The 26,540-nt window shown below is 31.4% G+C and carries 25 protein-coding genes; 9 read left to right on the forward strand and 16 right to left on the reverse strand.

Going from position 1 to position 26,540, the window contains the following annotated elements; translation table 11 throughout:
* The first annotated feature begins 79 nt into the window (after nucleotides 1-79).
* The 4 genes from ERX46_RS17275 to ERX46_RS17290 all read left to right on the forward strand — a co-directional run bounded on the left by ERX46_RS17275 (nucleotide 80) and on the right by ERX46_RS17290 (nucleotide 3,750).
* Nucleotides 80-1,366: an AbiH family protein gene (locus ERX46_RS17275; protein ID WP_130095125.1), complete on the forward strand. Its 1,287-nt coding sequence runs from the start codon at nucleotides 80-82 to the stop codon at nucleotides 1,364-1,366.
* Between the two features lie 91 nt (nucleotides 1,367-1,457).
* Nucleotides 1,458-2,126 carry a DUF3800 domain-containing protein gene (locus ERX46_RS17280; RefSeq protein ID WP_130095126.1) on the forward strand — a complete coding sequence of 223 codons (669 nt, stop codon included), beginning with the start codon at nucleotides 1,458-1,460 and terminating at the stop codon, nucleotides 2,124-2,126.
* Between the two features lie 5 nt (nucleotides 2,127-2,131).
* Nucleotides 2,132-2,659, forward strand: coding sequence for a hypothetical protein (locus ERX46_RS17285; protein WP_130095127.1), 528 nt, complete (start codon nucleotides 2,132-2,134; stop codon nucleotides 2,657-2,659).
* A 251-nt stretch (nucleotides 2,660-2,910) separates the two neighbouring features.
* Entirely contained in the window at nucleotides 2,911-3,750 is an 840-nt protein-coding gene (locus ERX46_RS17290) for a DUF3037 domain-containing protein (protein ID WP_130095128.1), read from the forward strand.
* An 876-nt stretch (nucleotides 3,751-4,626) separates the two neighbouring features.
* On the opposite strand, the gene elbB is transcribed toward ERX46_RS17290, so the two are convergent.
* A complete protein-coding gene (gene elbB, locus ERX46_RS17295) occupies nucleotides 4,627-5,310 on the reverse strand; it encodes an isoprenoid biosynthesis glyoxalase ElbB (protein WP_130095129.1) in 684 nt (227 codons plus the stop codon).
* Nucleotides 5,311-5,391: 81 nt separating this feature from the next.
* On the opposite strand from elbB, the gene ERX46_RS17300 reads away from it, so the two are divergent.
* A complete protein-coding gene (locus tag ERX46_RS17300) occupies nucleotides 5,392-5,805 on the forward strand; it encodes a thiol-disulfide oxidoreductase DCC family protein (RefSeq protein ID WP_130095130.1) in 414 nt (137 codons plus the stop codon).
* 869 nt (nucleotides 5,806-6,674) lie between these two features.
* Here ERX46_RS17300 and ERX46_RS17305 read toward each other — a convergent pair.
* The 5 genes from ERX46_RS17305 to ERX46_RS17325 form a co-directional block, all read right to left on the reverse strand.
* On the reverse strand, nucleotides 6,675-8,120 hold the full coding sequence (locus tag ERX46_RS17305) for a TlpA family protein disulfide reductase (RefSeq protein ID WP_130095131.1): 1,446 nt from the start codon (nucleotides 8,118-8,120) through the stop codon (nucleotides 6,675-6,677).
* A 111-nt stretch (nucleotides 8,121-8,231) separates the two neighbouring features.
* A complete protein-coding gene (gene coaD / locus ERX46_RS17310; protein WP_130095132.1) occupies nucleotides 8,232-8,699 on the reverse strand; it encodes a pantetheine-phosphate adenylyltransferase in 468 nt (155 codons plus the stop codon).
* Between the two features lie 24 nt (nucleotides 8,700-8,723).
* Nucleotides 8,724-9,266 (reverse strand): RsmD family RNA methyltransferase, encoded by a 543-nt coding sequence (locus ERX46_RS17315; RefSeq protein WP_130095133.1) that lies wholly within the window; start codon nucleotides 9,264-9,266, stop codon nucleotides 8,724-8,726.
* Nucleotides 9,257-10,024, reverse strand: a complete 768-nt coding sequence (locus ERX46_RS17320) for a DUF3822 family protein (protein ID WP_165366270.1) — start codon at nucleotides 10,022-10,024, stop codon at nucleotides 9,257-9,259. Before ERX46_RS17320 ends, ERX46_RS17315 begins: the two co-directional genes overlap by 10 nt.
* 12 nt (nucleotides 10,025-10,036) lie before the next feature.
* On the reverse strand, nucleotides 10,037-10,933 hold the full coding sequence (locus ERX46_RS17325; RefSeq protein WP_130095135.1) for an MFS transporter: 897 nt from the start codon (nucleotides 10,931-10,933) through the stop codon (nucleotides 10,037-10,039).
* A gap of 334 nt (nucleotides 10,934-11,267) precedes the next feature.
* Between ERX46_RS17325 and ERX46_RS17330 the strand changes: the two genes are divergently transcribed.
* The gene (locus ERX46_RS17330) at nucleotides 11,268-12,707 is read left to right on the forward strand and encodes an ATP-dependent DNA helicase (RefSeq protein WP_130095136.1); all 1,440 of its coding nucleotides are present in this window, start codon (nucleotides 11,268-11,270) and stop codon (nucleotides 12,705-12,707) included.
* 191 nt (nucleotides 12,708-12,898) lie between these two features.
* Here ERX46_RS17330 and ERX46_RS17335 read toward each other — a convergent pair whose 3' ends face one another.
* The 3 genes from ERX46_RS17335 to ERX46_RS17345 form a co-directional block, all read right to left on the reverse strand.
* Nucleotides 12,899-13,399 (reverse strand): pyridoxamine 5'-phosphate oxidase family protein, encoded by a 501-nt coding sequence (locus ERX46_RS17335; RefSeq protein WP_130095137.1) that lies wholly within the window; start codon nucleotides 13,397-13,399, stop codon nucleotides 12,899-12,901.
* Nucleotides 13,400-13,655: 256 nt separating this feature from the next.
* Nucleotides 13,656-14,429 (reverse strand): outer membrane beta-barrel protein, encoded by a 774-nt coding sequence (locus ERX46_RS17340; protein WP_130095138.1) that lies wholly within the window; start codon nucleotides 14,427-14,429, stop codon nucleotides 13,656-13,658.
* A gap of 99 nt (nucleotides 14,430-14,528) precedes the next feature.
* The gene (locus tag ERX46_RS17345) at nucleotides 14,529-16,646 is read right to left on the reverse strand and encodes a hypothetical protein (protein WP_130095139.1); all 2,118 of its coding nucleotides are present in this window, start codon (nucleotides 16,644-16,646) and stop codon (nucleotides 14,529-14,531) included.
* 415 nt (nucleotides 16,647-17,061) lie between these two features.
* Here ERX46_RS17345 and ERX46_RS17350 point away from each other — a divergent pair, with 415 nt between their 5' ends.
* On the forward strand, nucleotides 17,062-18,831 hold the full coding sequence (locus ERX46_RS17350; protein ID WP_130095140.1) for an ABC transporter ATP-binding protein: 1,770 nt from the start codon (nucleotides 17,062-17,064) through the stop codon (nucleotides 18,829-18,831).
* A gap of 813 nt (nucleotides 18,832-19,644) precedes the next feature.
* Here ERX46_RS17350 and ERX46_RS17355 read toward each other — a convergent pair.
* From ERX46_RS17355 to ERX46_RS17380, 6 genes are all read right to left on the reverse strand, one after another.
* Nucleotides 19,645-20,271 (reverse strand): TonB-dependent receptor, encoded by a 627-nt coding sequence (locus ERX46_RS17355; protein ID WP_130095141.1) that lies wholly within the window; start codon nucleotides 20,269-20,271, stop codon nucleotides 19,645-19,647.
* 363 nt (nucleotides 20,272-20,634) lie between these two features.
* Nucleotides 20,635-20,817 carry a hypothetical protein gene (locus ERX46_RS17360; RefSeq protein WP_130095142.1) on the reverse strand — a complete coding sequence of 61 codons (183 nt, stop codon included), beginning with the start codon at nucleotides 20,815-20,817 and terminating at the stop codon, nucleotides 20,635-20,637.
* A gap of 90 nt (nucleotides 20,818-20,907) precedes the next feature.
* The gene (locus ERX46_RS17365; protein ID WP_130095143.1) at nucleotides 20,908-21,441 is read right to left on the reverse strand and encodes a hypothetical protein; all 534 of its coding nucleotides are present in this window, start codon (nucleotides 21,439-21,441) and stop codon (nucleotides 20,908-20,910) included.
* Complete coding sequence (locus ERX46_RS17370; protein ID WP_130095144.1) at nucleotides 21,434-21,901, reverse strand: N-acetyltransferase; 468 nt, start codon at nucleotides 21,899-21,901, stop codon at nucleotides 21,434-21,436. Before ERX46_RS17370 ends, ERX46_RS17365 begins: the two co-directional genes overlap by 8 nt.
* Before the next feature lie 638 nt (nucleotides 21,902-22,539).
* A complete protein-coding gene (locus tag ERX46_RS17375) occupies nucleotides 22,540-23,202 on the reverse strand; it encodes a CPBP family intramembrane glutamic endopeptidase (protein WP_130095145.1) in 663 nt (220 codons plus the stop codon).
* A gap of 156 nt (nucleotides 23,203-23,358) precedes the next feature.
* Nucleotides 23,359-23,934 carry a hypothetical protein gene (locus ERX46_RS17380; RefSeq protein WP_130095146.1) on the reverse strand — a complete coding sequence of 192 codons (576 nt, stop codon included), beginning with the start codon at nucleotides 23,932-23,934 and terminating at the stop codon, nucleotides 23,359-23,361.
* A gap of 362 nt (nucleotides 23,935-24,296) precedes the next feature.
* On the opposite strand from ERX46_RS17380, the gene ERX46_RS17385 reads away from it, so the two are divergent.
* A complete protein-coding gene (locus ERX46_RS17385) occupies nucleotides 24,297-24,911 on the forward strand; it encodes a hypothetical protein (protein ID WP_130095147.1) in 615 nt (204 codons plus the stop codon).
* A gap of 420 nt (nucleotides 24,912-25,331) precedes the next feature.
* Here ERX46_RS17385 and ERX46_RS17390 read toward each other — a convergent pair whose 3' ends face one another.
* Nucleotides 25,332-26,057: a hypothetical protein gene (locus ERX46_RS17390; RefSeq protein ID WP_130095148.1), complete on the reverse strand. Its 726-nt coding sequence runs from the start codon at nucleotides 26,055-26,057 to the stop codon at nucleotides 25,332-25,334.
* Nucleotides 26,058-26,115: 58 nt separating this feature from the next.
* On the opposite strand from ERX46_RS17390, the gene ERX46_RS17395 reads away from it, so the two are divergent.
* Nucleotides 26,116-26,319, forward strand: coding sequence for a hypothetical protein (locus tag ERX46_RS17395; protein ID WP_130095149.1), 204 nt, complete (start codon nucleotides 26,116-26,118; stop codon nucleotides 26,317-26,319).
* Nucleotides 26,320-26,540: the final 221 nt, after the last annotated feature.

Genomic DNA, 26,540 nt, shown 5'->3' on the forward strand with positions numbered 1-26,540 from the left:
GAGTGATGAATTATGAATTATGAATTTTTGGAGGGGTGGAAAAATAATTATGAGTGATGAATGATGAATATTTGGAGGGATGAATAGAATAATACTGATTGGAAATGGATTTGACTTAGCTCATGGCTTAAAAACTAGCTATAGAAATTTTATAGATGATTATTGGCAGACTTGTATCAATAAATGCAACGATTCAAAGAGGGTAGTTGATTTTGAAGATGATTTTATTCAGATAAAGGACCTACCAGTGGATAATATGCGGTCAAAAGGCTTTAAAGACTTATTGGCTGAGCTTAAATCGTATTCTTCTAAACTCATCTTTAAGAATCAATTTCTTGAGGTAATTTCTAAAAAATCTGGAGAAATCAATTGGGTTGATATTGAAAACGAATACTACTCATTATTAAAGAAAGAGTTAAGCACTGGTTCTGAAAACAGTGAATATCAAATTCTTACTTTAAATAAAGATTTTGAAGGCATAAAGAACTTGCTTATTGAATATCTTAAAGGTCAAGAAGAAATTTATAATAAGGATAAGGGTTCTGATTATGATAGAATAAAGGATCAAATAAGTAATAAAACTTTCCGCCCATTTGAAATGAGAGATTTTTCAGAGAATGCCTTTAATGTTAAAGCTGAAATAGAATATCGATTAATTAAAAAAGATTTAGAAGGTTTAACTGAAGATGATGATGGGAATACGTTGATAACAATGGATGAAGTTGATGAAAGTAAGCGAAGATTAATTACTCAAGTTCATGGAAAGAATAATCCAAAATCTGAAATAAAATATCTTCTGTCCAAAAGCTACGCTCATGAATTATTTGATTTAGTTCCAGATAACATCTTGTTTTTAAACTTTAATTATACCTCGACAGATAAATTGTATCAATATGCTTTAGAGTATAGAGGGCACTTTAGGTATAAAGTACCTGAATTTGAATCCATTCATATTCATGGAACAATTACACAAAATGACGGAAATCCAGTAATTTTTGGATTCGGAGATGAATTAGATGATGATTACAAGTCAATTGAGAAATTGAATAATAATATTTATTTGGAAAATATAAAGTCTATTAATTATTTAGAAACCGACAATTATAAAAAACTTCTCGAATATATTAATAGTGCTCCTTTCCAGGTTTTTATTTTTGGACATTCTTGTGGTACTTCAGATAGAACAATGCTTAATACCATGTTTGAACACGATAATTGTGCTTCAATAAAGTTATTTTATCATCAACAAGATGCTAATCAAGATAACTACAGCGATGTTATTAGAAATATTTCAAGAAATTTTAATGATAAAGCTAAGATGAGAGATAGGGTTGTAAATAAAAGGTATTGTGAAAGGCTTGTTTAAGAATTTTGAATTATGAATGAATTTATAACTTGAATCCAGCTAGAAAAAATAATGAAATTAAAGAAGAGTAAAAATTTAATAATTAGCCAAGATGAGTAAAACATATAATTTCTACTGTGATGAAAGTACACATCTTCAAAATGATGGAATGCCTTATATGATGATTGCCTATGTCAGCGTAGCATATAATCAATTAAATATACATAAGGAAGCAATAAAAGGTATTAGAGCCAGGCATAAAGTCAAGGGCGAAATTAAATGGAGTAATGTTTCTCATGGAGCCTATCCGTTTTATGCTGAACTAATAGATTACTTTTTTTCAACTGATATAAATTTTAGATCAATTATTGTGGATAAATCTAAGATTGATGAGTCAAGAGAAGGGTTTACCTATGATGATTTATATTTTAGAATGTACTATCAACTTATTCATCATAAAATTAATCAAGGATATACGTATAATCTCTATTTAGATATAAAAGACACAAGAAGCCATAAAAAGTTGAAAAAACTCAATGATATTCTTAAGTATAATGCGTCAATACGGAATTGTCAATTCATCAGATCTCATGAAAGTTCATTCATGCAACTCACAGATTTAATTATGGGAGCTATAAATTATAAGTTAAGAGGATTGAATAAAGTAATTGCCAAAAATAAATTAATAGAAAAAATAGAACAACATAGTAAAGTTCCAATAACCAAATCGACTCCAAAAACTGCAGATAAGTTTAATTTGTTTTTTATTGATTTACAATAAGTAATATGCCATTCAATGTAATTAAAAAATATCCTGAATTATTGGAACTAAACCAGTTCTCGCCTTTTCAACGAAAAGAATCTTTAATGCGAATATTTAATAGGGATATTGCAGATAATAGTAGATTTTTCTTTCGGGAAAAACATATAAGACCAACCAAAATAGAAGGTGAATCTCCTATGCAAACTCTTTTTAATCATTTAACAACTAGAAGTGATGAAGATGAGAAAGGTAACAAATTAGGAAGTAGATCTTTTGAAATGGCGCGTTCAATTCGATTACATTGGATAAAATCCCATATTGAAGAAAGTACAAAGGAAACTGTTGAAGTTTTTAGTTATGAAGATAGAGTTAAGGGAAAGGATGTTATTCGAACCTATATTTATAATAAAACTCAAAAATATGTAATTATACTTGAGCCGTTAAGAAATACGGCGGATTATTACTTGCTTACTGCTTACCCTTTGAATGAGCGCGGTGGAAAGAAACAAATAGATAAGAAATTTAAAAGGAAATTAGTTGAAGTCTATTAAAAAGCAAAGCCCGGTACATGTCTTGATGTATCGGGCTTCGAAACTCCTTTACTCCGATTGTGGAAGAATGAGCAAAACAAATATAAGACAATTGGAATGTCAAAACCAAACTATTGTATGCTTTTAACAATTTAAAAGTTTTCTAATTTAGAAAGAATATAATAGAGATGAATGCATAGACTGGCTAGATTCTTTAGAAAAGCTCAAAGAAAATTATCTTATCTTTGTCACCCTTTTAAAAACTAAAATTAATGAGTGAAAAGTTTTCATACAGCATTTTAACATACAGATATTCTCTCTTTCTAGGAGAGGTGCTTAATGTTGGTGTGCTAATGATTTTTCCTGATGAAAACTTAGTTGAATTCCATTATCCCAAAAAGATTAGCCGTTTAAAAGGATTATATAATAATTTTAATGAATCCTTAATAAAGGATTATTTGAAGGCATTTGAACAAAAGTCTAAAAACTTAAACAATCAGTTAGAAAAGTATGTATTTGGGTACAATGATTTAATTGCTGATAATTTTATTGTTGAAGATGCTTCTGCGCTTCAATTCGAGGATTTCAGAACAGCAATATATTATTCAGATTTTGAAATTACTAGAGAACGATATATTGATCTAATTTTAAGCAATTACAATTCTGAAATTAATGGAACAACACATATATTAACAGAAGATAAAATTGTTAGAAGATTAAAATCCAAAATTATAGAAATAAACCCTAATGCTAAAGAGTTTTTAAAGTTAGATAAAAACAGAATTCTCACGAATAAACATGTTGAGTTTAAATCAGATTTCTATTGGGAGAATGTCATTACAAATTATACGAAGGCAATTAATTTTGATTTAAGTAGTGAAAAAAATATCCTTGATAAATCTATACTTTTTAATGGTCAGCTGCGTCAATTGGAAAAGTCTACGTTGAAAAACATTAAAATTGATTTTGTAATCAATGAACCGAAGGATAAAAAATTCGGGGATGCAATTGAAGAAGCAAAAACAATTTTGAAGGAAATTCAAATTGATAAGTCGCTTTACACAAATCTGAAAACGTATAGTGAATATGTCGCTTCGCAGATTGCTATCTAATAGCATCTGTTATTTCATTTATTCCAAAAGTAGATTGGTTTCATAGAACAGAATTCTATTCTAAGAAAACAAACCACCTCGTCTCTATTCTTTTCATTCTTCGATACAAATAAACCAGAACGCATTTCTTTCATTGTAGAAATTCCAGTACATTCTTTGTTTAGCGACCATGAGAAAACCACTGTTAATCAAAAGGGTAAAGGAAAATACGTGTATGATAACGACTAAGTAAACGACCAAGTAATATCGGTAATCTCTTATTGCTCAAGTCCAAAATCAAGAAAAGAAATTCTTTCTTAGGTTTAAAGAATCATACTGATAACTTCAAAAGACACCTACAGCCTTTGATTGATAGTGATTATTTAGATTATACGATTAAAGATAACCTAAAGAACAGAAATCAAAAATATATAATTGCTGAATTAGGAAAAACATTCTATCGACTATAAAAAACAATGAAAGTGGATAATCAACACAACCAAATAACTCATCATCAATAGCTTGGGATTAACAACCAACTAAGAATTAATTAAGTAGTAACTAAGTCACCTTACAACGCTGAAAGAAATTTGGCAAAATAAATACAGAGCTGACATCTCAAGCATCAATCGAAGCTTCGTTATATGAAGATGGTGGTTATGTAAAAGGACATTCAAAAGATTTTGATGATGAATTAGGAATCATTCCAAAATATATAATTGAGATTATCATATCATCCCTAAAGAACGTGAGAAAAGTAAATAATAGGCTTAATAAAATCTTTCACTGATGTTGATGTTGATTGTTTCTATACTACTGCAATGCAAACTGAAGCATCTGAAGCGAGAAAAGGGCTAAGAACAATTTCCCAAAATCTATCGTAAAAGAAGGTGGTCACTACCCCACCATTTCAATCCCTGCTTCAACAGCATTGGCAATGTTATTTCTCAGTGTTACTAAATCGGACTTCATCATATAACACGGAGCTGTAACCACTTTATTTACGCGATCTACATTGATTTCGTTGGCTAATTTCATTGTTGTAGCTACTCCAGTTTTTGAAAGTCCATCTACAAATTCGTTGATATCATAATCTGAATCGGCTTTGTCTGATCCAATTGTCATAAAGGTTTTAATACCAGAACCTTCAAATGCTTTTGCGACTACAATTGGACTCACGCAGAGTGCAACTATTGGTTTTCCAACATTCATCATGTTAACCAATAATAATTTAACCTCTGGAAGAATAGTTCCTTCAGGCCCGTCAAATGCCCAAGAAGTAAAGTTTTTAGCACTTCCAAAACCGCCAGGAATAACGATCATATCAAGATCTGCTGGTGTAATATTATTAATCTCTGTAATCTCACCACGAGCAATACGAGCAGCTTCCACCATCATATTGCGGGTTTCCTTTTGCTCTTCTCCATTCAAATGATTCACAACATGGTGTTGATTTTTATTCACACTAATACAAACTGCTTCATGTCCAGCTTCTGCAATTGCCAATAAAGTAAAGACAGATTCATGAATTTCTGCTCCATCATATACGCCACATCCTGATAATAAAACTCCAATTTTCATATTATAATATTTTGATCTTTCTTTAAATTCAACAGACTTCTAATATAAAGGATTAAATTTGTTTTCATACAGAATTGAACAATGAATTTAGAAGAGATTTTAAAACTAGAGCGTATCGTTTTCTATGACGGTGATTGTGGATTCTGCAATACCTCTGTTCAATTGATACTCAAAAACCGAAAAGTAGATTTCTATTTTATTCCGTTACAATCTGAAATTTCTCATCAAATAATGGCGAAATTCAATGTAGAAATTAAGATGAATACATTGTACTTGTTGGAAAATGGGAAATTGTATAAGAAATCTACCGCTGCAATTAGGGTTGCTAAAAATTTAGGAAAAATCTATCCATTTGTTTATTATGTCGGAATGATAGTTCCGAGATTTATTAGGGACTGGATTTATGATCAAGTAGCGAAGAGAAGACATAAGATTAGACCGGGATATTGTGCAATGCCGTTGGTTGAGGAGAAGGTGTTTTTTTTGGGGCAGTAGTTTATTCTGAAATGCTTTCAGGAGCAGGGTAAGTGATTAGTGTTTTTAAATATATTGTAACATCCATATTTTTTTACCTATAATTTACTTCGATGATTAAAGGATGGAAAAGAAAGGCAAAGGCAATGATTGTTTAAGAATTGCTATTTTGAAATGGAGATTAGACTAGATTAGATTAGGGTTAAACGAAGCGAGTGGTGCTTCGAAAGGTTGGCGCAGCAGTGCAACTGCAGCGCTGCTTAAGGAAATAGAGACTAGACTAGATTAGGGTTAAACGAAGCGTGTGATGCTTCGAGAGGTTGGCGCAGCAGTGCAACTGCAGCGCTGCTTAAGGAGATAGAGATTAGACTAGATTAGAGTCAAACGAAGCGTGTGATGCTTCGAAAGGTAGGCGCAGCAGTGCAACTGCAGCGCTGCTTAAGGAAATAGAGATTAGACTAGATAGAGTTAAACGAAGCGTTTGGTGCTTCGAGAGGTTGGCGCAGCAGTGCAACTGCAGTGCTGCTTAAGGAAATGGAGATTAGCTAGATTAGAGTTAAACAAAGCGTGTGATGCTTCGAGAGGTTGGCGCAGCAGTGCAACTGCAGCGCTGCTTAAGGAAATAGAGATTAGACTAGATAGAGTTAAACGAAGCGTTTGGTGCTTCGAGAGGTTGGCGCAGCAGTGCAACTGCAGTGCTGCTTAAGGAAATGGAGATTAGCTAGATTAGAGTTAAACGAAGCGTGTGATGCTTCGAGAGGTTGGCGCAGCAGTGCAACTGCAGCGCTGCTTAAGGAATGTAATTTAGAAGCGCTGCTAATAACAAAAGGTAGATGCCGTTAAAGATTTTAAAACGTTTTAAAACGATTAATAATATTTAAGATTAGAAATCACCTTCGCTCATCCTCTTCATAAGATCTGTATTTTCTATTGATTTGAATTAATGTTAATTCTATCGTTTCATAATCGTTATTTGGTCTTGGAGACATTGCTGGAGCAGCGACTACGACACCTTCCGCATCCATTAATAGATAATGTGGATAGTTTGAAACATTCATTTTTTTCAAAATAGGATCATTTTTTTCTATAACTGAAAAGTCCCAAGCAATTTTATGTTCCTTGATAAAAGGAATTGGATCTTTGAGTAATGGGTCGTTTTTATCTGCGACTAGAATTGTAATAAATTGGGTGTTTTTTGAATATTTTTGTTGCAATTTATACAGTAATTCTAAATCATTCAACGAGTTTTTCATTTCTTTACTAACGAATTGGATGTAGGTGTGTTTACCGTAATAATCACTTTGGTATTTCTTTTCTCCGCTAATTGTTAAAATGAAATCTGGCATTTTTGTGCCTGGAACTAAATCTAGTAAACGGTACTTTAGATTTGTTGAGACAATTTTGTTCTCTTTAAATAAGGCGTGATTTGAAACACTGTCCATCATTGTTAAAATGTTCGTTTGTGGATAATCTTTGGTGAAAAAGACTTCGGAAAGCATTTTCAGCATGATTAACTCTCTCAATTTTAAATTCTTTAATGAATAATCTCCACCCAGCGCATTCATCGCTAGACTAGGACTACTTTGAATTACAGCTTCATAAAACTTCTCATTGACATTTTTAGAGAGTTGTTTTTCATACATTTTATAATAATGATGAATATATCCCATGTAGCGATCGTTCTGGTACCAAACCGTTTCTGGTTTTAAGTAAAAATCAAACTTTTCGTATTCATTTCTATGTCCAACAAATGCTAAATCGTCCAAAGAGGCAACTGAGAACTTTACATAAATTTTAAAAAATTGACTAGTATCACTTTGATATTCTTTGGTTATATTTAGCTTAAATGAGTCCAACTTCTGAACAAAAATGGTTGATTTTATTGATCTCGGTTGATAATTAGTTTGAAGAAAATTGTATTGCGCATCTTCAAACATCAAAATTTTATAATTGATGTCGGTAGAATCTAACCCCAGGAAGTAGAACCCTACCTCTACTCCTTTTGCTTTTTCATTAACATAAGGTGATGTTGCCTCTACAAATAACTTATAATCTCCACCCGGTTGAAGGTAAATTTGGAAATAATTGTCTTCTATTTCTACTCTTACTTTTCTTGTTTCTGAATTATAGAAGCTCATTTTAAACGAAGAATCTGCTTCAACAACTGTACTGGCCACTTGGGTTCTCAATTGACTTAAATAGTCATCAATAAAGAATACCCTCACTTCTTTCCCAATATTATCATTCGCAAAACCTGACAACGTTGTGATGGACTGTTTCCCTGTAACGAATAGACTTGTAGAGATTAAAAATAAAAGAGTTAATGTCTTGAACATAGTTTTAAATATTAATTCCTTTTAAAATAGGATGTATCATTAGATGATGGCGGAAATATAAATTCCCCATTATTATTTTGAGATCCCAAGCTTCTAAAACCACTAAAAGCTTTAGATTGATGTAACGAGTTTTTCCGCATTGGTTACAAACAAATCAATACTTCCACCGCTTTTATGAATTTCTCTTACGATAGTCGAATTAATTGGCGTAAACTCAGGATCGGTCATGAAGAAAACACTTTCTATGCCAGAAATTTCGAAGTTCATTTGTGCTATACTTCTTTCGTATCCGAAGTCTTTAGAGTCACGTAAACCACGCACAATAAATTCAGCATTAATTGATTTACAGAATTCAACTGTTAAACCACTAAATTCTTGCACTATTACGCGCTTATTTCCTTCAAAAATTGATTTAATGTGATTTTTTCTATGTTCTAAATCAAATAAATAATTCTTCGATGTATTTTGACCAATCGCTATAACTACTTCATCAAAAAGCTTTAATGCTTTTTCAATAATACATTCGTGTCCTTTTGTAAATGGATCAAATGAACCTGGAAAAACTGTAATTCTTTTCATAGCTTTAAATTTAATGGTACACTATTATGCGTTATGTCTAAAAAAGCTAAACACAACGTGTCCGTATCTTCTGGAATGTTGAAAACCTTTTTGATCATCAAACTTATTGTGTTTACTGTGCTCAAGAATAAACAATCCATCTTCTGCAAGGATTTCTCCATTCATAACGACATTGATTAAATCAAGGTGCAATTTATCTTCGAAAGGAGGATCAGCAAAAATTAAGTCATACGACTGATGATTATTGGAAACGAATTTAAAAACATCCGCTTTCACAATATTCATGGCGTTGGCGATTTTGTGTTCAATGCAAAAGTCTTTCATAAACTTTGTACATCTAAAATTCTTATCTACAGAAGTTATTTGACCAGCTTCTCGAGAGGCAAACTCAAATGAAATATTTCCTGTTCCTGCAAAAAGGTCCAATATTTTTAAGTCTTCAAAAGTGATTTCATTGTCCAAAATATTAAACAATCCTTCCTTTGCGAAGTCTGTAGTTGGACGAGATGGAAATCCTTTGGGTGGACTAAAACGTTGTTTTTTTAATGTACCGCTAATTATACGCACAGTGTCTGAAGTTTAAGTATTGAATCAATAGTACTTATTTTAATGCTCTTAAATGGCTTAAGTTGCTCAATTAAGGCAATTGTTTGTTTTGCTTTATTTTCGGTCTTTTTATCAATGAAATAGAAATTCAAACTGCCTTCTTCATTCGTTAAACCTTCTTGTTCCAATACGAATAAGAGATTATACAAAACATCTTCTGCAGTTTGGTATTCAAAACCATTTGAAAAGGTCAATTCATTTTTGTGAATGATGGTAATATTGACGTAATCATCATTAAAGCTAACCGTAATTTTTCTTTTAAAAGTTCCCATTTGAAATAAAGCACGAAGCGTCATTGCGTGTTCATGCTTGAAAACAATTTGCGGATATTTAATGATAAAGAAGGACTTTACCCAATCTGGAATTTCAAAAACACTCACCATACTCAATTCCATCAAACGATTAAAGTCTATCATTTTTTCATCGATAGACTCTCCAAACATTAAATGAAATATTGACTTTGATGAAGATTCATTGTACACACTCAAAGGAACAAGTGTTTGTTTTGGCGTTGACCAAGCCATTGTATATTCAGGATATTCATCCTTTAGCGTGGTTAACGAATTAAAAAAAGATTTCAACTTATCTTTATAAGCATCGGGTGTGCTTTCAAGCAATTCGAAATCATGTTGTTGAATAATTTCTTGATTAGAACGAAGAACCTCAGCAACATGTACTGAGGTTCTTGAAATATGTATGGCGAGTTGTGTATTGCTCACGTTAATTTAATATTATTCCCATGTTCCTTTGTCCGAATTTGTTTTCAGGTTACCAAATCCAACTGTATTTCTACTCCCTTCTTCAAATCTTGAAACAGCTTCTTTACCATAAACATGGATTGTAGAAATTGTATCGTTTTTCAAATAAGGTACATTTTTACGTGTTTCGATTGTCCATTCTTCTTTAGGATCAGTCATTGGAATGTATTTCAAATCATCGATGTTGAATTTCCCTAAACCTAAATGCTCACGATCTCTTTGTCTAGATCTTGAACCTAAGAATTCATCCTTATAGTAAACTTGTAAAGTATCACGTTTGAAACCTGCTAAATCTTGAGCATTTGAAGGATTTCCTAAAATAGCTAATTGTGCAGCCTCACGTTCAGTCATGTTTTTATCAATCGCACGCTTGTCGTTATATAAAACGTCACGCTCTTTGACCGTTAACTTACGAGATGGTACAGAACCTAAAGCATCGATTTTTTGAATTTTATCATTTTCGAAAAAGTTCTTTAATTCTGCAAAATCAGCAGCATAGGTACCATTTTTAGATCTATGAGCACGTTGGATATCTCTAATTTGAATTAGAGTATAACGCATTAACGCTTCAGATTTAGCATAATCAATTTGATGCTTTTGAGTAATCTCAACCGACTTCACAGACTTGTATATAAAGAATACTGAAGCAGCGATACAAATTATACCAATACCGAGTACGATGTTTCGACCCAGTATACCAGCACTAAAGAGAATTGCTAAAATTCCACCTATTAATAAATTAAAAGCGGCCATCATAAAAAGAGAATCTTGGTTGGAATTCATTCCAACTACTACCATTACTATTCCAAAAACAGCAATTATAGCTGCAATTAAGTAGCGCTTTACAAACACAGAAAACTGATTATTCATTATTCAATCTTAATTAAATTCATTTACTATCTCTACAAATCTACAATAATTTTGAAATGTCATTGAATTAAAACGTAGATTTTTTACACCGTTTAATCAACAGATTGGCGTTAACATCATTTTTTGAATGATTTATTGGGCTTTCGGCTTCGCTTAACCACCACTAAATCATTCAAAAGACCGAGTATATTAAATGTAGATTCAGTTAATAAGAAAAGATGAGTAGAATTGTAAACACTTTATATTGAATGTTTTTATCAAAGATAGCTACCTATTTAAAATGTAAAAAATACTTCCTTAACTATAAAATCAATAATAGCATTAAATTAGCACCATGGCTGTTCACATAGATTTATACAAATCAACATTAAACCACTTCGAATTTGAGATATCACCAAGTCAAGATGAATTATTGACACAACTTTGTGATTTTTATGTCCAGCCGAATAGTCAATCGCTTTTTATACTGAAAGGTTATGCTGGAACAGGTAAAACGAGTCTTTTAAGCGCTTTTGTAAAGGCTTTGGGAGATTTAAAACGTAAATCTGTTCTCTTGGCTCCTACTGGAAGAGCTGCTAAAGTTTTTGCACATCGTTCCAATAAACTTGCTTTTACCATTCACAAGAAGATTTACCGCAGAGAAAAAGTTGCTGGTGGTGGAATTGTGCTTGCCGTTGCCCCTAATCTTCACACAAATACTTTGTTTTTGGTGGATGAAGCTTCAATGATTGGAGATTACACACAAAGTAACGACGGCGCAATTAGTTCTCAAAATCTCTTACAGGATTTGGTCAACTTTGTTTACAATGGCAAGAATTGCAAATTGATTCTTATTGGTGATGAAGGTCAGCTCCCTCCTGTTGGCTCTGATTTTAGTCCAGCTTTGAACTTAGAATATATGTCTAATAATTATTCTCAATTGGATATTTCTGCCTATCAACTTTCAGAAGTTTTACGTCAAGCAGAAGGTTCTGATATTCTAAAAAATGCGACAGCTTTACGCTCAGCTCCAGAGAATACTTATCCTTCATTTGATTTGAGCGGACGAAATGATTTAATACGTTTAGAAGGTGGAGATTTGGAAGATGAATTAGATTCTTCTATTTCAAATTATGGAGTAAATGATACTTTGGTAATTACGAGAAGTAATAAAAGAGCCAATTTATTTAATCAACAAATCAGATCTAGAATTTTTGGGTTTGAAGAAAAAGTCGTTGCTAATGATTTATTAATGGTCGTAAGGAATAACTATTTCTGGTTGGGCGATAATTCAGCACTAGGATTTATAGCCAATGGAGAAACCATTAGAGTGGTTAGAATAAAGAATCGCGAAACCATTTATGGATTTGACTTTGCTGATGCCATTGTTGAACTGATTGATTATCCCGAGGCCGATACTTTCGAAGTAAAAATAATGCTGGAAGTTTTGGATGAAGAAGGTCCAAACTTACCAAGAAACAAGATGAAGGAATTGTTTTTTGCTGTAGAAAGAGAATATGGATTTGAACGCAATAAGAAAAAACGCTATGAATTAATCATGGTTGACAAATATTTTAATGCGCTACAAGTGAAATATGCTTATGCCGTTACATGTCACAAATCTCAAGGTGGACAATGGGCATGTGTTTTTGTCGATCAAGGGTTTTTAACAGAGGAAATGCTGGACAAATCATATTTTAGGTGGTTATACACCGCTTTAACCAGAGCAACAGATAAATTGTATTTGGTGAATTTTAATGGTCAGTTTTTTGGTGATGATTTAGAGGATTTTTAGGTGCAGCAGTCCAACTGCAGCACTGCTGCACTGCGAAACTGCGATAAACATGTAGATGAAATCGGCACAAATGAAATAGATGCACAGAAGTGCAACTATAGCATGGTTTATGGACTTTAGAAAGTTTAGAGTAATTGAAGTATAAACCACCTCAACTACTCTAACTTAATACAATTATGCATAGCAAAAAACTACAACGCTAAGTCACCTTCTTTTCCCATATCAGGTTGTTTTCCGGTAATTGCACCAACTCCCATTTTTAACAAGGAAACTAATTTTCCACTTTTTGCTTCCCAATAATGTGCATCTTCTGGTGCAACGCAGATTGCAGTAAGATTTGGGTCTTCGACTCCGTCAAACCATGCGTCATCAGCCTTACCGTATAAATCTTCAAGTATTGCTTTATCGTTCACGATTTTTGCAGTTGCATAGACAGTTAAGAATTCAAAATCTCCACTATTGGCATAGTTTAATAATACCTTTTCATCTATTTGAATGTTGATGTTGTGTTGACTTGTTCGACCACTTAAAAACCATAAGTTTCCATTAATATCTACTTTTTTAGTTGACATAGGAACAGTGTGAAATGGTGGTTTACTTAAATTAGAAGTAAACATTGCAAAATCTATTGATTCAACTAATTCCTTTAATTTCTTTCTTGATTCGTTTAAATTCAAATTTTTCTCGCTCATATTTTTTTTTTAATGAAAAGATATACAATAGAAAAGAATTCTTGAATTACTTTTTTATTTTCTTAACAAGAAACGTTGAGAATGGTCAATAATGTTACAAACATAAAGTCTTAGAATTATGAATTAGAAATAGTTGTAAATCCGAAACAATTATTGGTTTGCAACATAAGTTCATTGAAATTACAGCAAGCCATCTCTCCTAACTCTCAAAAGTAACTTTGAATAAGAATAAAAATGGTGAGAAAACAGAAACAAATTAAAATTGATAATGTACAGTAAACGGCAGCGCCAATTCATACTTTTGAACCCCTTGATTAGACATGTTTCTCCAAACAATTGTTGAAGCTGAAGAAAGTTCTAACGCTAAAGAAAGTGAAAAGTGATCACTAAAATGATAAGCAGCTCCTATTCTAAAATCCAAGTATAAGTTATTGGAATTCATTTTGTACACTTCACTGTATTGTTCACTTTTTAGTTCTATTCCATTATCAGTCTCAATATATGTAATCTGATCTCCTTTTTCAACCCATTTATACTCTGTCGATTGTTGAACAGAGACACTCAAAATTGGCCTAATTTTTTTATTAGGTAAAAAGATTCGAGTATATCGTAAACCAAATCTCCTGCTGTAATTATAGGCTGTATATTCTGGCCTAAGAGGAATCATAGGATCCATTCCAACACTCATGTTAATTGAATATCCATCAAAAATGGATTGTTGTGCAGAAGCTTCTATTCCAAAATAGTTTCTTTCGTTGAGCATGTAACCAACACCTAAATTTAAATACTGCGAAGTTTGGTACTCAGTTCCATACTCACCATAAGGATCATAATTAAGTTCATCTTTATTTAAAGCGTAACCATAACCACTACCTCCAAAATTCAATTGAAGTTGAGCTAAACTTACTGAAGCCACACTAATGAAAACGGCAGTTAATGCAAAATAAAGCTTGAAGCTGATGATATAATTAAAAATACATCTTGGCTTAAAATTTAGAGATATTCTTTTAGATAAATCGATCCTTTTCATAATGTGTTGTTTTAGCGCTATCAAATATATACATTTATTTTCTAAAAAAATCTTGAGTATTTTGATAATACTACTCAGTTCTCCTTTTGTTCTCAAGCATTATCGTTTATTATCTAAACTTGCTGATTCAATAGTTCCATTCTCGTTATATTGAGTCCAATTTTCGAACTCTTCATTATTATTAAAGTAACTTAGGCTTGAATTGCCCTCAAATTCTATTTTTCCATTTTCAAAATATCGGACTTCATAAATATTATTTTTATCTATTGTTTTTTTATGACTTAATTTGCCTTCAGATGAATATGATCTTTGGATTATTGGCATTGTTAAAGTATTTTGATGCCCAGTATTTTCAGCATATAAATTTTGATGTTTTCCTTTTTTAAAATCGTAATACACCTCTCGTTTTTTTTCTCCTGTCCCATAATAATAATATTGCCATCCTATAAAGTATGGTTCTTCATCAAAGTTGTCCTGATGATTAATTCTTTCTCTTACTTCTCTCTTTATTAAATTATTTGATTCACTATCATAAGTTAAGTCTATTAATTGGAGAGGAAATATTTCACCATATCTATTATAAACCTCTATTTCGGGAGTATCTGGATAGGTATAAATACTTATCGTATCAGCTTTTTTATTAAATTTTAGATGTTTTCCAATCGGTAGATAATGATTCATCTCGGAATAAAGGGATTCGGTATCTTGAAATTTAATTTTATAACCATGTTCTTTCATCTTTTCATCTTGGTAGTAATGGGTGAACTCAATTGATTCACCATTGTGCTTTTCATAATAAGTCAACACATCTTCCTCATACTCTTTCAGTTCAATTATGCTCTTATACTGCAACAAATATTCTGTTTTACTCGTTTCATAAATCGTGGAATATTCCCGCAATCTATTTTTATCACCTAATTTTGAAAAAGAGCCATCGATATCCTGAAAAGAAAATTGACCATTAGTGTCTTCAATAATTAGGTAACTAGTGTATCCCTGATCTCGAAACGACACTTCTCTTATTGGATAATCAACTACCTTTTTTCCTTCTCTATCTAATAAAAAATTAGATTCCATTTTCTTTACAATGTAATAATTGTCAAGAGCATTTTTGATATTTAAACAGATTACATTATCCCAATTGAAGTCAGTAACAATCTCCCCATTTAAATGAAAGGCTGTAAATTTTCCGTCAATTTTACCAATAATCAAAGCACCTTCAACTTCAGAAAATGGTAAAATCTCTTCAAATATTATTTCACCCTTCCAATTTCCATCTTTTTCAATCAAGACTAGTCCTGAGGGAGTTTCAAAGACAAGTTTTGATTCGCTATATTGCTCATTACTAAAAACATAATCTTTAGGAATATTAGCTAAAATAAGTGTCTTATCAAAAGAATAAAAAATCTCATTATTTTTTATCTTTCTAACTTCACTAGACCATAAGTCCCATTCTCCATTATTAGAAATTACTTTTAGATAATCACTTTGTATTCGACCATAACTAGAAATCTTAGAATGATCTATTCTTCCAGAAATACTTTTGGTGTCAGTAGAGAACTTTTCTCCGGTAATTGAATAATAGTCTGAATTTGATTGAAATAAACTCCATTTTTTATTCCATTTTATTGGAACGTTTTTAGGACCAACCAACACTGAACCTTCATTTGTATAAATAGTGTGCTGACCATTCTTAACGATGTAAAAATAAGTTTCTGTAGACTTGCATTCTGAAGGAACACCCATAAAGTAAGAGTCTTTGGTTAGTAAACAAATTGATAATATTAATGCAGAATCTAGGTTTTCATAAATGGGTTTATTAATTGAAAAATTGAAAATTTGAAGGTTATCCCCATTTCTCAATATTGAACTCTTAAAATCCACTTCATAAATCTCATCGAAATAATTTACTTGTTTCAAATTAGAATCTAAAAAAGTAACCCCTTTAAAATGTGAAAAATCAATTTTTTCATCAATTATTAAAAAGCCACCGCCAGTATACCCCCAAACTTTCTCTATATAATTGTGAGAAGCAGGAATAATAGTATCTATCACTGAATGTGAATCTTCTAATTTTGAAACGATGCCATATTTACCATTCGATTCAAAGGAATCATACCAAATTTCATCCTGGCCATATAAAAATGAGTTACTACAAAATATAAAAAGTAATGTAATTTTAAACAGTTGTGTATTTAAGCGGTTAATTTTTTTCATAATATTATTTCAATAAAATTCACTTAATAATTCAAATGGCTTATTATCATTTGTTGTTTGGTTATGTGTTATTTTGTCACTTTATCACCAATGATTGTAAATACAGTTAGAAAAAGCATTTTATATTTGGAGCTGTTCAGAATGAAATATATAGTCTGATATTTTTAGAAATGGTAACAATTAGTAATTAATCCATACAACAATCTAAAAACACTGTATCTTACTGAACCTCATAGCCAAATTTACAATTTTGTTTTTAATAACCAACATCGTGAAGCCGCAATAGTGAATTATCTTGTTCTTGAAGTCTAGCGGTATATAATAAACTAAAAGGTCTATTAATTGGTTTCAATAAAATCCAATTACAGTCAATTTTCTATAGTAAATTAACTCAAGTTAATCCTATCTTTGCGCCATGCAAGGAATGGTAAGTCAAGACAAGAAAAAAGAGAAAAACAAGAATGTTTCTTTTAAATGGGCGTTCAAGGAATATATTTGGCCAAGAAAGAAATTGATTTTCTTAGGTTTATTTTTAATACTGATCAAAAGTGGAGCAGGTATCGTCTTGCCTTATTCAACAAAGTTTTTCTTGGATGATATCGTGCCAAGCAAGAATATGCAAGATCTTATGATTTTGGTTGGAATTGTCTCTGCTGCAGTTCTTGTTCAAGCGGTTACCTCCTATTTACTCACCTTATTATTGAGCGTAGAAGCACAACGTTTAATTTCAATTTTGAGGGCTGAAGTACAACGTAAATTATTAAAACTACCTATAAGTTTTTTTGATAATAATAAATCCGGTGCTTTGGTTTCTCGTGTTATGAATGACGTTGAAGGAGTTCGTAACTTGGTAGGAACTGGTTTGGTTCAGCTTATTGGGGGTTCCTTAACCGCAATTCTGTCTTTAGTTATTCTTCTGAATATGAATTGGGTGATGACTTTATTCACAATAGTTCCTGTTGCTATTTTCGGAATTGTGGCGTTAAAATCGTTTAAGAAAATTAGACCGATTTTTAGAGCTAGAGGAAAGATTAATGCAGAAGTTACGGGACGATTAACAGAAACATTAAACGGAGTTCGCGTGATCAAAGGATTTAATGCCGAAGAACAAGAAAGTGTTGTTTTTGAAAATGGTGTAGAGCGTTTATTCCAAAATGTAAAGAAAAGCTTAACAACTACTTCATTTATAACGAGCTCTTCAACGTTTTTATTGGGATTAGCTTCTGCTGGAATTCTTGGATTAAGTGGTTATTATATGATGTTTGCAGATATGACTGCTGGAGATTTCATCATGTTTACTTTATTTCTTGGATTTATGATCGCTCCAATTGTACAGATGAGCAATATCGGTTCACAACTTACAGATGCTATGGCGGGTCTGGACAGAACACAAGAGCTCATGAAAATGAAGGAAGAAGATGACAACGAACAACGAACGCACATCATGCAAAACTTGGTCGGTGACGTTATTTTTAAGGATGTTCGCTTTAGTTACGAAGAAGAAAAAGAAGTTTTGCATTCTATAAATTTCGAAGCTCCTGCTGGTTCAGTTACTGCTTTAGTTGGATCTTCTGGTTCTGGAAAATCTACAATTGCTGGATTAGTAGCTACTTTTTTAAATCCTTCTGACGGAAAAGTGACCATTGATGGTATCGATTTGTCAACCGTTAATTTATCTTCTTACCGCTCAAATTTAGGAGTTGTGTTGCAAGATGATTTTCTATATGAAGGAACAATCAGAGAAAACATTCTATTCCCAAGACCTAACGCCACGGATGATGAGTTACAAAGAGCCGTTGTAGGTGCTTATGTGAACGAATTTACCGATAGATTTGAACTAGGTCTAGATACTGTAATTGGAGAACGAGGTGTAAAATTATCTGGTGGACAAAGACAAAGAATTTCAATTGCGCGTGCATTACTAGCGAATCCTAAAATCATTATTTTGGATGAAGCGACTTCTAACTTAGATACGCAAAGTGAAACATTTATTCAGAAAAGTTTAAATGAATTGATGAAAGACAGAACGACTTTTGTTATTGCACACAGATTAAGCACAATTCAACAAGCAGATCAAATCTTGGTCATTGAAGATGGTAATATCGTTGAAAGAGGAAAACACAAGGAATTGTTGGAAAAAGAAGGAAGATATTATGAATTGTACACTTATCAGAGTAGGATTTAAGGGGGATTGAAGGGATAAGGAGATCACAATTCACAAGGAGAACTTTATTTACACTTCTTTTTTGTCTATATTAAAATTGAAAATAGTTACTCAACAGACAATTGAATAATTAAATAGATTACACACAATACTATAAATATGATACCTGCAACTGACGAGATCCTCCGAAGAATTTCTTCACAACAAATTGTGAAGAAATTTTCGATGATTAGAGGATCTTGTTGTTGATCGAAGTCAAATCATAATTTATTAAAAAATTCAGATTTTAAATAATATAAACTTTCATGAAGTGCTTTTCTTCTCTTTAAATAAAAATGCAATTCTAATTTTTATATACTCATTAAATTCGTGGTAGAAACTTCTTTATTTATGCTATATTCAATCCAGAATATAGATAAAATTATCAGTGCACATATAGAAATTGTCGAGATCAAAATAATCTTTTTGTTTTTAGCAGATTCATAGGATTTGATAATTAGAATCAGAAATAATGACATGATTACCCATAAGATGAAATAGTAAAGAATTACTAATATTGTAATACCTTCTGAAAATTCAATAACGAAAGGTATAGCATGAAAATAAAAACAAATCTCACTTAAAATAGAAATGTTACTGTTGATAGCAATCCACCTTGTTAATAAGATAATTATTACAGAAATGAAACCACCTAAAATGTAAAGATTTAATTTTTTCATTTTTTTATCGCAGTCCTCAGTTAATCCTCTCTGACTCTCTTAGTGATTATGAAACTGCTGTCGTTTTGTTGAATGAGCTTCGTTTGGGTCTTTATACTGCTAGTGAACTACATTTTCAAAATCTCACTCCAACCTTTAATTCTGGAGTTGTCAAAACATATTCTTTTGTTTTACGATCTTGATTTGAATTCGCGTCAAATTCTTGACTCCAACCATATCTAATATTTGAATTAACTGAAATAAACAATCGTTCTGTTGGGTAATAAATAATTGAAATACTTGGAGCTAGACCAAAAGTATTAAAAGTCGAGTTTTCCCTTTTTCCAGTACCTGAAAAGCCACCTTGATAGTCTCCTGAAAAGTTTAGGTTTGAATAATACACTGCTAAACCTGTATTTAGCTTTAATTTCGAATTGAAAAAATCCAATATTGAATAGTTAGCTGATAGATAAACATTGTCTTCTCTCATAAACCCTGTTCCATAAAAGCAATCATAACAGTTGGTTGGATTTTCCTCAATCTTGTTATATCCATGCTCGTATTTTACTCCAAAACTCCATTTATTAATAAATCTTTGATACTCAATTCCTGTCATGAATTTTAGATTCAAGTCACCATTTAACGTCTGCGAGTTTGCTTCTAGTCTAATTAATGGAACGCTAATTGAATTTCTCAATTGTTCTTGTGCATTCCCTTTCAAAGAGAAAAACCCTAATGCGATGAGTAAAATTGCTTTTTTCATAGTGTTCAATTGTTTTGGTTAATGGACGGGGCTTTGTGTTGGTCCTGTTTTTTAAATATTTTATCGAAGATACAAATAGTTAGATATACATTAATGTGAAAATCGAAGGATTTTAATGGCTAACCGTCAAGGGCTATGCTGTATGAAGCCCTATTATTTGCAGTTCTTTATAATTAATTGATTTACTTCATCTCCATAAACTTTACTATATCTATATTCTATAGCTTTATTTAAATTTTCACATGCCTTTACAGTATCATTTTTAGTCATATAATGAAATGCCTCATATTTCTAAACATAGGATTTATTTGGATTGATTAAAATAGGTTCTTCAATATCAATCACCTCCATACTTACCATCTATTACTCACCAAAAAATTGAATAATTAAATAGATTACAGACACCCCGACTAATGTGATACCTGCAAATTTAATTAGTCCCTTATTACGTTTAAGGGAAGAGCCGTTTTTCTTTATTAAGCTGTCTCCAAAAGTTAATAAATAGATTCCCCCAAGCAATGGAATTAATACGTCTATAAAATTCATGTTTTCAATTTTAATGAATTAATCATTTATCTTCATTGTTCCAACATTAATGATAAAATGAGCTTGTCCGCTATTTTTTTTTAGGTAGCCTTACTTTAAAAATTCTTTATTTCTCACATGCTTTGATTCGGTTTTTTTCCATTCCTCAGATGAAGAAAGAAACTCACAAACTTTATCTTGGTAAAAAATTTTAGGCCATAAATCTTTATCAAAATTGCTTATATTCTCAAAAACAGCTTCTGAATGCACTATTAATCTGTAAATAAAGCTGTCTTTGGGTTGCCTGTGACCATTTATAATGTGACTCAAAGTCGTTGGTTCGATATCGATATCAATTGCGAAGTTTTTCCTTTTATCGTATAAAGAATCAACATAACTTTCTAGAAACTTTGGAAAATAAGGCTGATTATTACATAATGGATTTTCTAAGTACTCATCCATTTGATACTTAATTTGCAATAATTTAGCAATAGTTATATCCTTTTCTTTTCTATCCTTGAATCTTAATTCGCGCGCATGCATAATAGCCTCGCGTTCTGAAAGTTTTTCTTTACTTGATAAATTACGAGAATCAATCAAATATTTGAAATCATCCAATTCCTTATTTACTGTTTTATCATTCATAATCGTATTTTCTAATTAATTCAACTAATTCCTCACCATCTAAAAACAGACTTTTACCAGCTTTAAGCATTGAGTATTTCGTTTGGTAATGCTCTTTTAATTTTGTTTTTGGGATAAGCGAGATACAAGCCCATTCTCCAAATAATTTAATCGATTCTTTTCCTGAGAAAGCAATTAAACATCCGACGATATTATCATACTTTTTATTTTTACCTCTATTTTCCTTTGAAACTGCTAAAAGCCTTATTGAAATTCTAGATTCACTTTTAATTATTTCGAAGGACATAAGCCCTAATATTTCTTTTTTTCCTTTTATTTGGATTTTGTAGATTTCATTATTCTTTTCTTCATTCCAATTGAACCAAAACCTTTCTTTTGTGATGGAACCAAAATCTTCTCCAACAACGGGAATGATTTCAATTCTATGTGATTCGCCCGAAGCTATGTTAGTTACCATCATATTCAAATATACAAAATATATACATAATCCGTATATAAATATAAAAAAAGTTGCGATATATGTATAGATTACACTTTAAAGCAGAATGTTTTGCTAACAAATTTTTCTAATATTCTAAATTGTCTTTTTTCAACTTATTTGTTAGATAGGTTCTACCCTGATTTTAATGGTTTATTGTAAATAACAAGCTTTATGCAAAATGAAGACCTAAGAGCTTTGATTGGTCTTTTTGGTTGCGCTGTAATGGAACGCGGATGACACGGGCCTTCGACAAGCTCAGTCACCGAAGACACCGAATAGCAATCCGTTGACTGCGGTGACTGAGCTTGTCGAAGGCAATGCGGCAAATGGAAAACGTTTTTAAAAGAATGAAAATTACATCAAAATATTTAGGTTATATCTTAGAATGCTCAGTCACCGTTTTAGCAACGCGGGTGATCGCGGATTTTTTCACCTATGGTGTTTTCGGATAATCGCGGATTTTAAAAAAGTATATTACTAGAAAAGTCTTTAAGGTTTATTCTCAATGGCACGCGATATTCCACTAAATTCGTGGTAGAACCGTTAGATATAATTCACAGGCCCTGATTTTCATGCAAGCCTTATAAATGTCAATAGGGCCTTTAGCAGTAGTCTTTTCAGACTATTACGACCATAAAATTCAAGAGTATATGCATAACTATTGATGGCCCGATGGATTTTGATTTGAAATAGAGATAGCCTAAAACTAAACTTACAAATAGAACTATATACGCTTGATGAATACTTGCCGTTGAATAACTAGAAAACCACTCCATATATGGTAAATGTAATGCTGCAAAAAGTAGTGAAGTAATCCCTATAGCAACAAAACTTGTAGTCTGGCTTTGAAGTTTTTTTTGTATAAATTCACGAAAAAAGAGTTCTTCGGCTATAGGAATCAGTAATATGGTTGAAATCACGTTGATATTTTTCAAATTCTCCCATCCATTAAAATCAAATAGGATGTGAAAATTATCACCAGAAATGAAGTTATACACCCAATTCAGAGGGGTTTGAATGAAAACATATAAGAGACCTGCAAAAATTGCAATAATATACCACTTTACATCGGTGGATTGAGGTATTTTTAGTCGACCATCATTTACCAAAAAGGTAAACCCGATTAAGGATATTGCCATTAATAAACCGTTGATGATAACGTAATAGTCATAAATCAGAAAGTCGGCCTCAAAATAATCAGCTATGAATAGCCACACACCAATTAGTTCGATAAAGACGATGTACAATGCTGTGTAAATAATTGGTTTTACGATATACATCAATGTGGATTTCAATTCTGAGTAAGGTTTTTGTACAAGGAAAATTGCGTGTTTTAAGCACTAAAGTTAGTAATTAAATCACTAATAGAAAATCCGCGAGGCCTAACTAAAATTGGCTAAAATCAGCATTTTTTTTTTATACTAAGTTCTTAGCATTTACATTATTTTCACTTTAGGAAGTTTTAGTTCTCCTAATTGCTTAATCATTTCATCTCGATTATCTCTTATTCTTCCGAAAAAAGGTTTTAGAGCATCGTTGTTTACTAAACTATCTCTGTATGTATAGGCATATAATACTAATGCTTTGCCTTTTTCATTTTTATATTTGTATAGATTCCACTCGAAAATATATGCCCCATCACTAATGACAAAATCAATTATTTTTTCATTCCCTCTGTCATAAACATTATAATTCACAACAGGATTTGTATTCCTTAATTGGTCTAGTTCAGATATTTTAAATTTTACTGCATCTTCAACGCTTAAGTCTCCAATTAAAGATTCGATAATTATCATATCATTATACTCCTTCAGTGTTTTTCCATCTGGCAAATATTCTTGTTTATAGTAATTGTTAGAAGGGTTAGAACTCCAAACTAATGAATACTCCTTTTTATTAAAAATTATTTTTTCACCTACCCCTAAGAAATCCTTGGGTGAATTAAGAGTTGTAAAGGAAATACACAAAAACACAGTCAAGGAAAGTAGTATATATTTATTGTTTCTAATCATTTAGGTTTTTTTTGAATACTAGCGTTTGCGCCTTTGCGGCGGCCTGTTTGCTAAATGTTTTATCGAAGATACAAACTTTTAGATTTACATTAATGTAAAAATCGAAGGTTTTTATAGGCTGACCGTCAAAGGCTATGTTAGCGAGCGTTCTTATCTCGAAATTGGCCCCGTCTCGGTAAAGCCTGATTACAATATACTTGTGTCAATTAATTTATCGACTTTATTATAAAACCTAATTGTTTTTCTATCTTCCCGGCTATGTTAAAGGAAAAGCGACAGATAATTATATGAGTTATAGTGGGGATAATAGAAAAACTATTTGGAATTGGCAAATACCCATTATTTTAAAAAAATTAAAATAAATGAAAAAATCATTATTTACCATAGTAATATGTTGTATAACAATAAGTAGTACAGCACAAGTAAACAATCATAAAGATACAAATACATTAGATATGAGAACAAATAAATTTGATGTAGAATTATTTATGAAAAACAAAATAAATTCAGATGAATATCAATATGTAGACAATGGATACGATATTTTATTAATAAAAACGCCCAATGATTACATAAAAATCGTGTCTAAGATAGATGAAAATTTAAAAACTCATTATCTATATGATAAGAATAGTTTGCTTCTAACTGGAGAACAACAATACTTTCTAAGTATTCCCATTGGACATTATGTCAATTATACTGACAAGGGAGAAAGTATAAAAAACAAGGAACTTAAAGGTTCTTTTCCTTTCTCAATAATTCAGTTGATTGACAAAATGAAAAATGATTTTCATTTAGATATAAATAAAAAAAATAAACGGTTAACTATAGGGATAGATTATAACGAAAATAATTCTCCTTACTATTTTATTAGGTATCCAATTCATGATGGAGCCAATAATTCATATAGGTTTATAAAAATCGATGCAAATTCTGGAGAATTTATTTCAGAAAATGTTTCTTACGATAAGGACTAAGCATAATCTAATTGTTATGTAATTGGCAAAGGAAGTTTATTATAATAAGATAAATGATGAAAAATGCATTAATAATAATAATGACAGCTTTATTTAGTTGCAAAATTATGAGTCAAAATAATAACAAGATGGAAAAAATAAATATATAACTCTATTGGAAAAACTATCAAAAATAACTTCAAATTCTATCGAAGAATATATATCACGATTTAGTTTAAAACCTTTCATTTTATCAAAATTTCATTTTTGCAGTATCGTTCGTTTTAATGCCCGCTAACGTTTGAGGCTTTGCGGCGGCCTATTTGCTAAATGTTTTATCGAAGATACAAACATTTAGATATACATAAATGTAAAAATCGAAGGGTTGCACAGGCTGACCGTCAAAGGCTGTGTTAGCGGTTTATTTTCTGTCTTTAATTATTAATACGCTTTAAAAACATAATTGTCTTTTTTCTTAAATAACTCAATTGTCATATTAGCCGAATTATAATGAAAATCAGAAAAATTTAATTTTAATTTATTTCCTACAACTAACCAAGTTAATTTAACATCAGGTATAGTCTCTGATTCCCATTTTAAAAAGTTAAAAGATTTAGATTTTTTTTCCGTTGTCCATGGTGAATAAACAGTCATGCCATTAATCATAATAGATTCTAAACTTCCATTATAATTCGAGTAATAATAGTCCAAAACTAAATTTAAAGAATTCTGGCTAATCCGATAAATTTTGAAATGTTGCTCTGAACAGGCACCGCAGTCCCCTTCATTAAAAGCAGAATCATAAGTGTAAATTACTATTCCTAAAGTACTATCTGGAAATAAAAAAATGTTTGAAAATCTTTTATCAGAGATAATGTTTATATAATCGTTTTCTTTATTTTTTTGTGGTAAATATGTTTTTAAAATTATTGAATCATTAATATTATAGAGGGTAATGTCCATTGTTTCCTCACTATCAGATTGAAGTCCAGTCTTGAAAGTCAATGGGTATTTTATTCTTTTAATTACATAATTGGATTTTTGTATTTCATCGCAACCGTATTTTTCAGCTAATTTTTCAAACATTCCTAGGTCAGGTATTGAACTATATTTTCCATAAGCAAGAGTTGTCAAATTAAAGAAAAGAAATATCAGGATAGTTTTCATAGTTTAATTTAATTACCGCTAACGTTTAGGGTATGATTAGTTTTTAAAATTTATAGCGATGGAAGAAATATTTATTTACTGGATTGACAAGTATAAGGCAGGATATAGAAGCGGTGTTTCTCACGCATCTAAAGACGGAGGAACGACATTATGTAACCGAACAATGGAAGAAATGAAATGGGATGGCGGTTATAGCTCGTTAGAAACACATAATGTTGAATGTAAAAACTGCCTAAAAGCGTTGGCAAATTTTAAACATTAATTATACCCTTTGTTATTGTGTGTTTTAATGCACTCTAACGTTTTGCAGCTTGGCGTTCGGTTTTTTTTCTTCAAAAAAACTGACGCTAAGGTCCTGTGTGTGCCTTGAATGGTAAATATAAAGAAATTCTCACAACTTGTTGAGAGAAAGTCCAGAGAGTGTAAGTCTCTCATGTGCTGGGGTAACGCCTGGAAACATTAGTAAGTCGCAAGCTGGTTTGG

The organism is Brumimicrobium glaciale (assembly GCF_004152935.1).
GTDB lineage: Bacteria > Bacteroidota > Bacteroidia > Flavobacteriales_D > Crocinitomicaceae > Brumimicrobium > Brumimicrobium glaciale.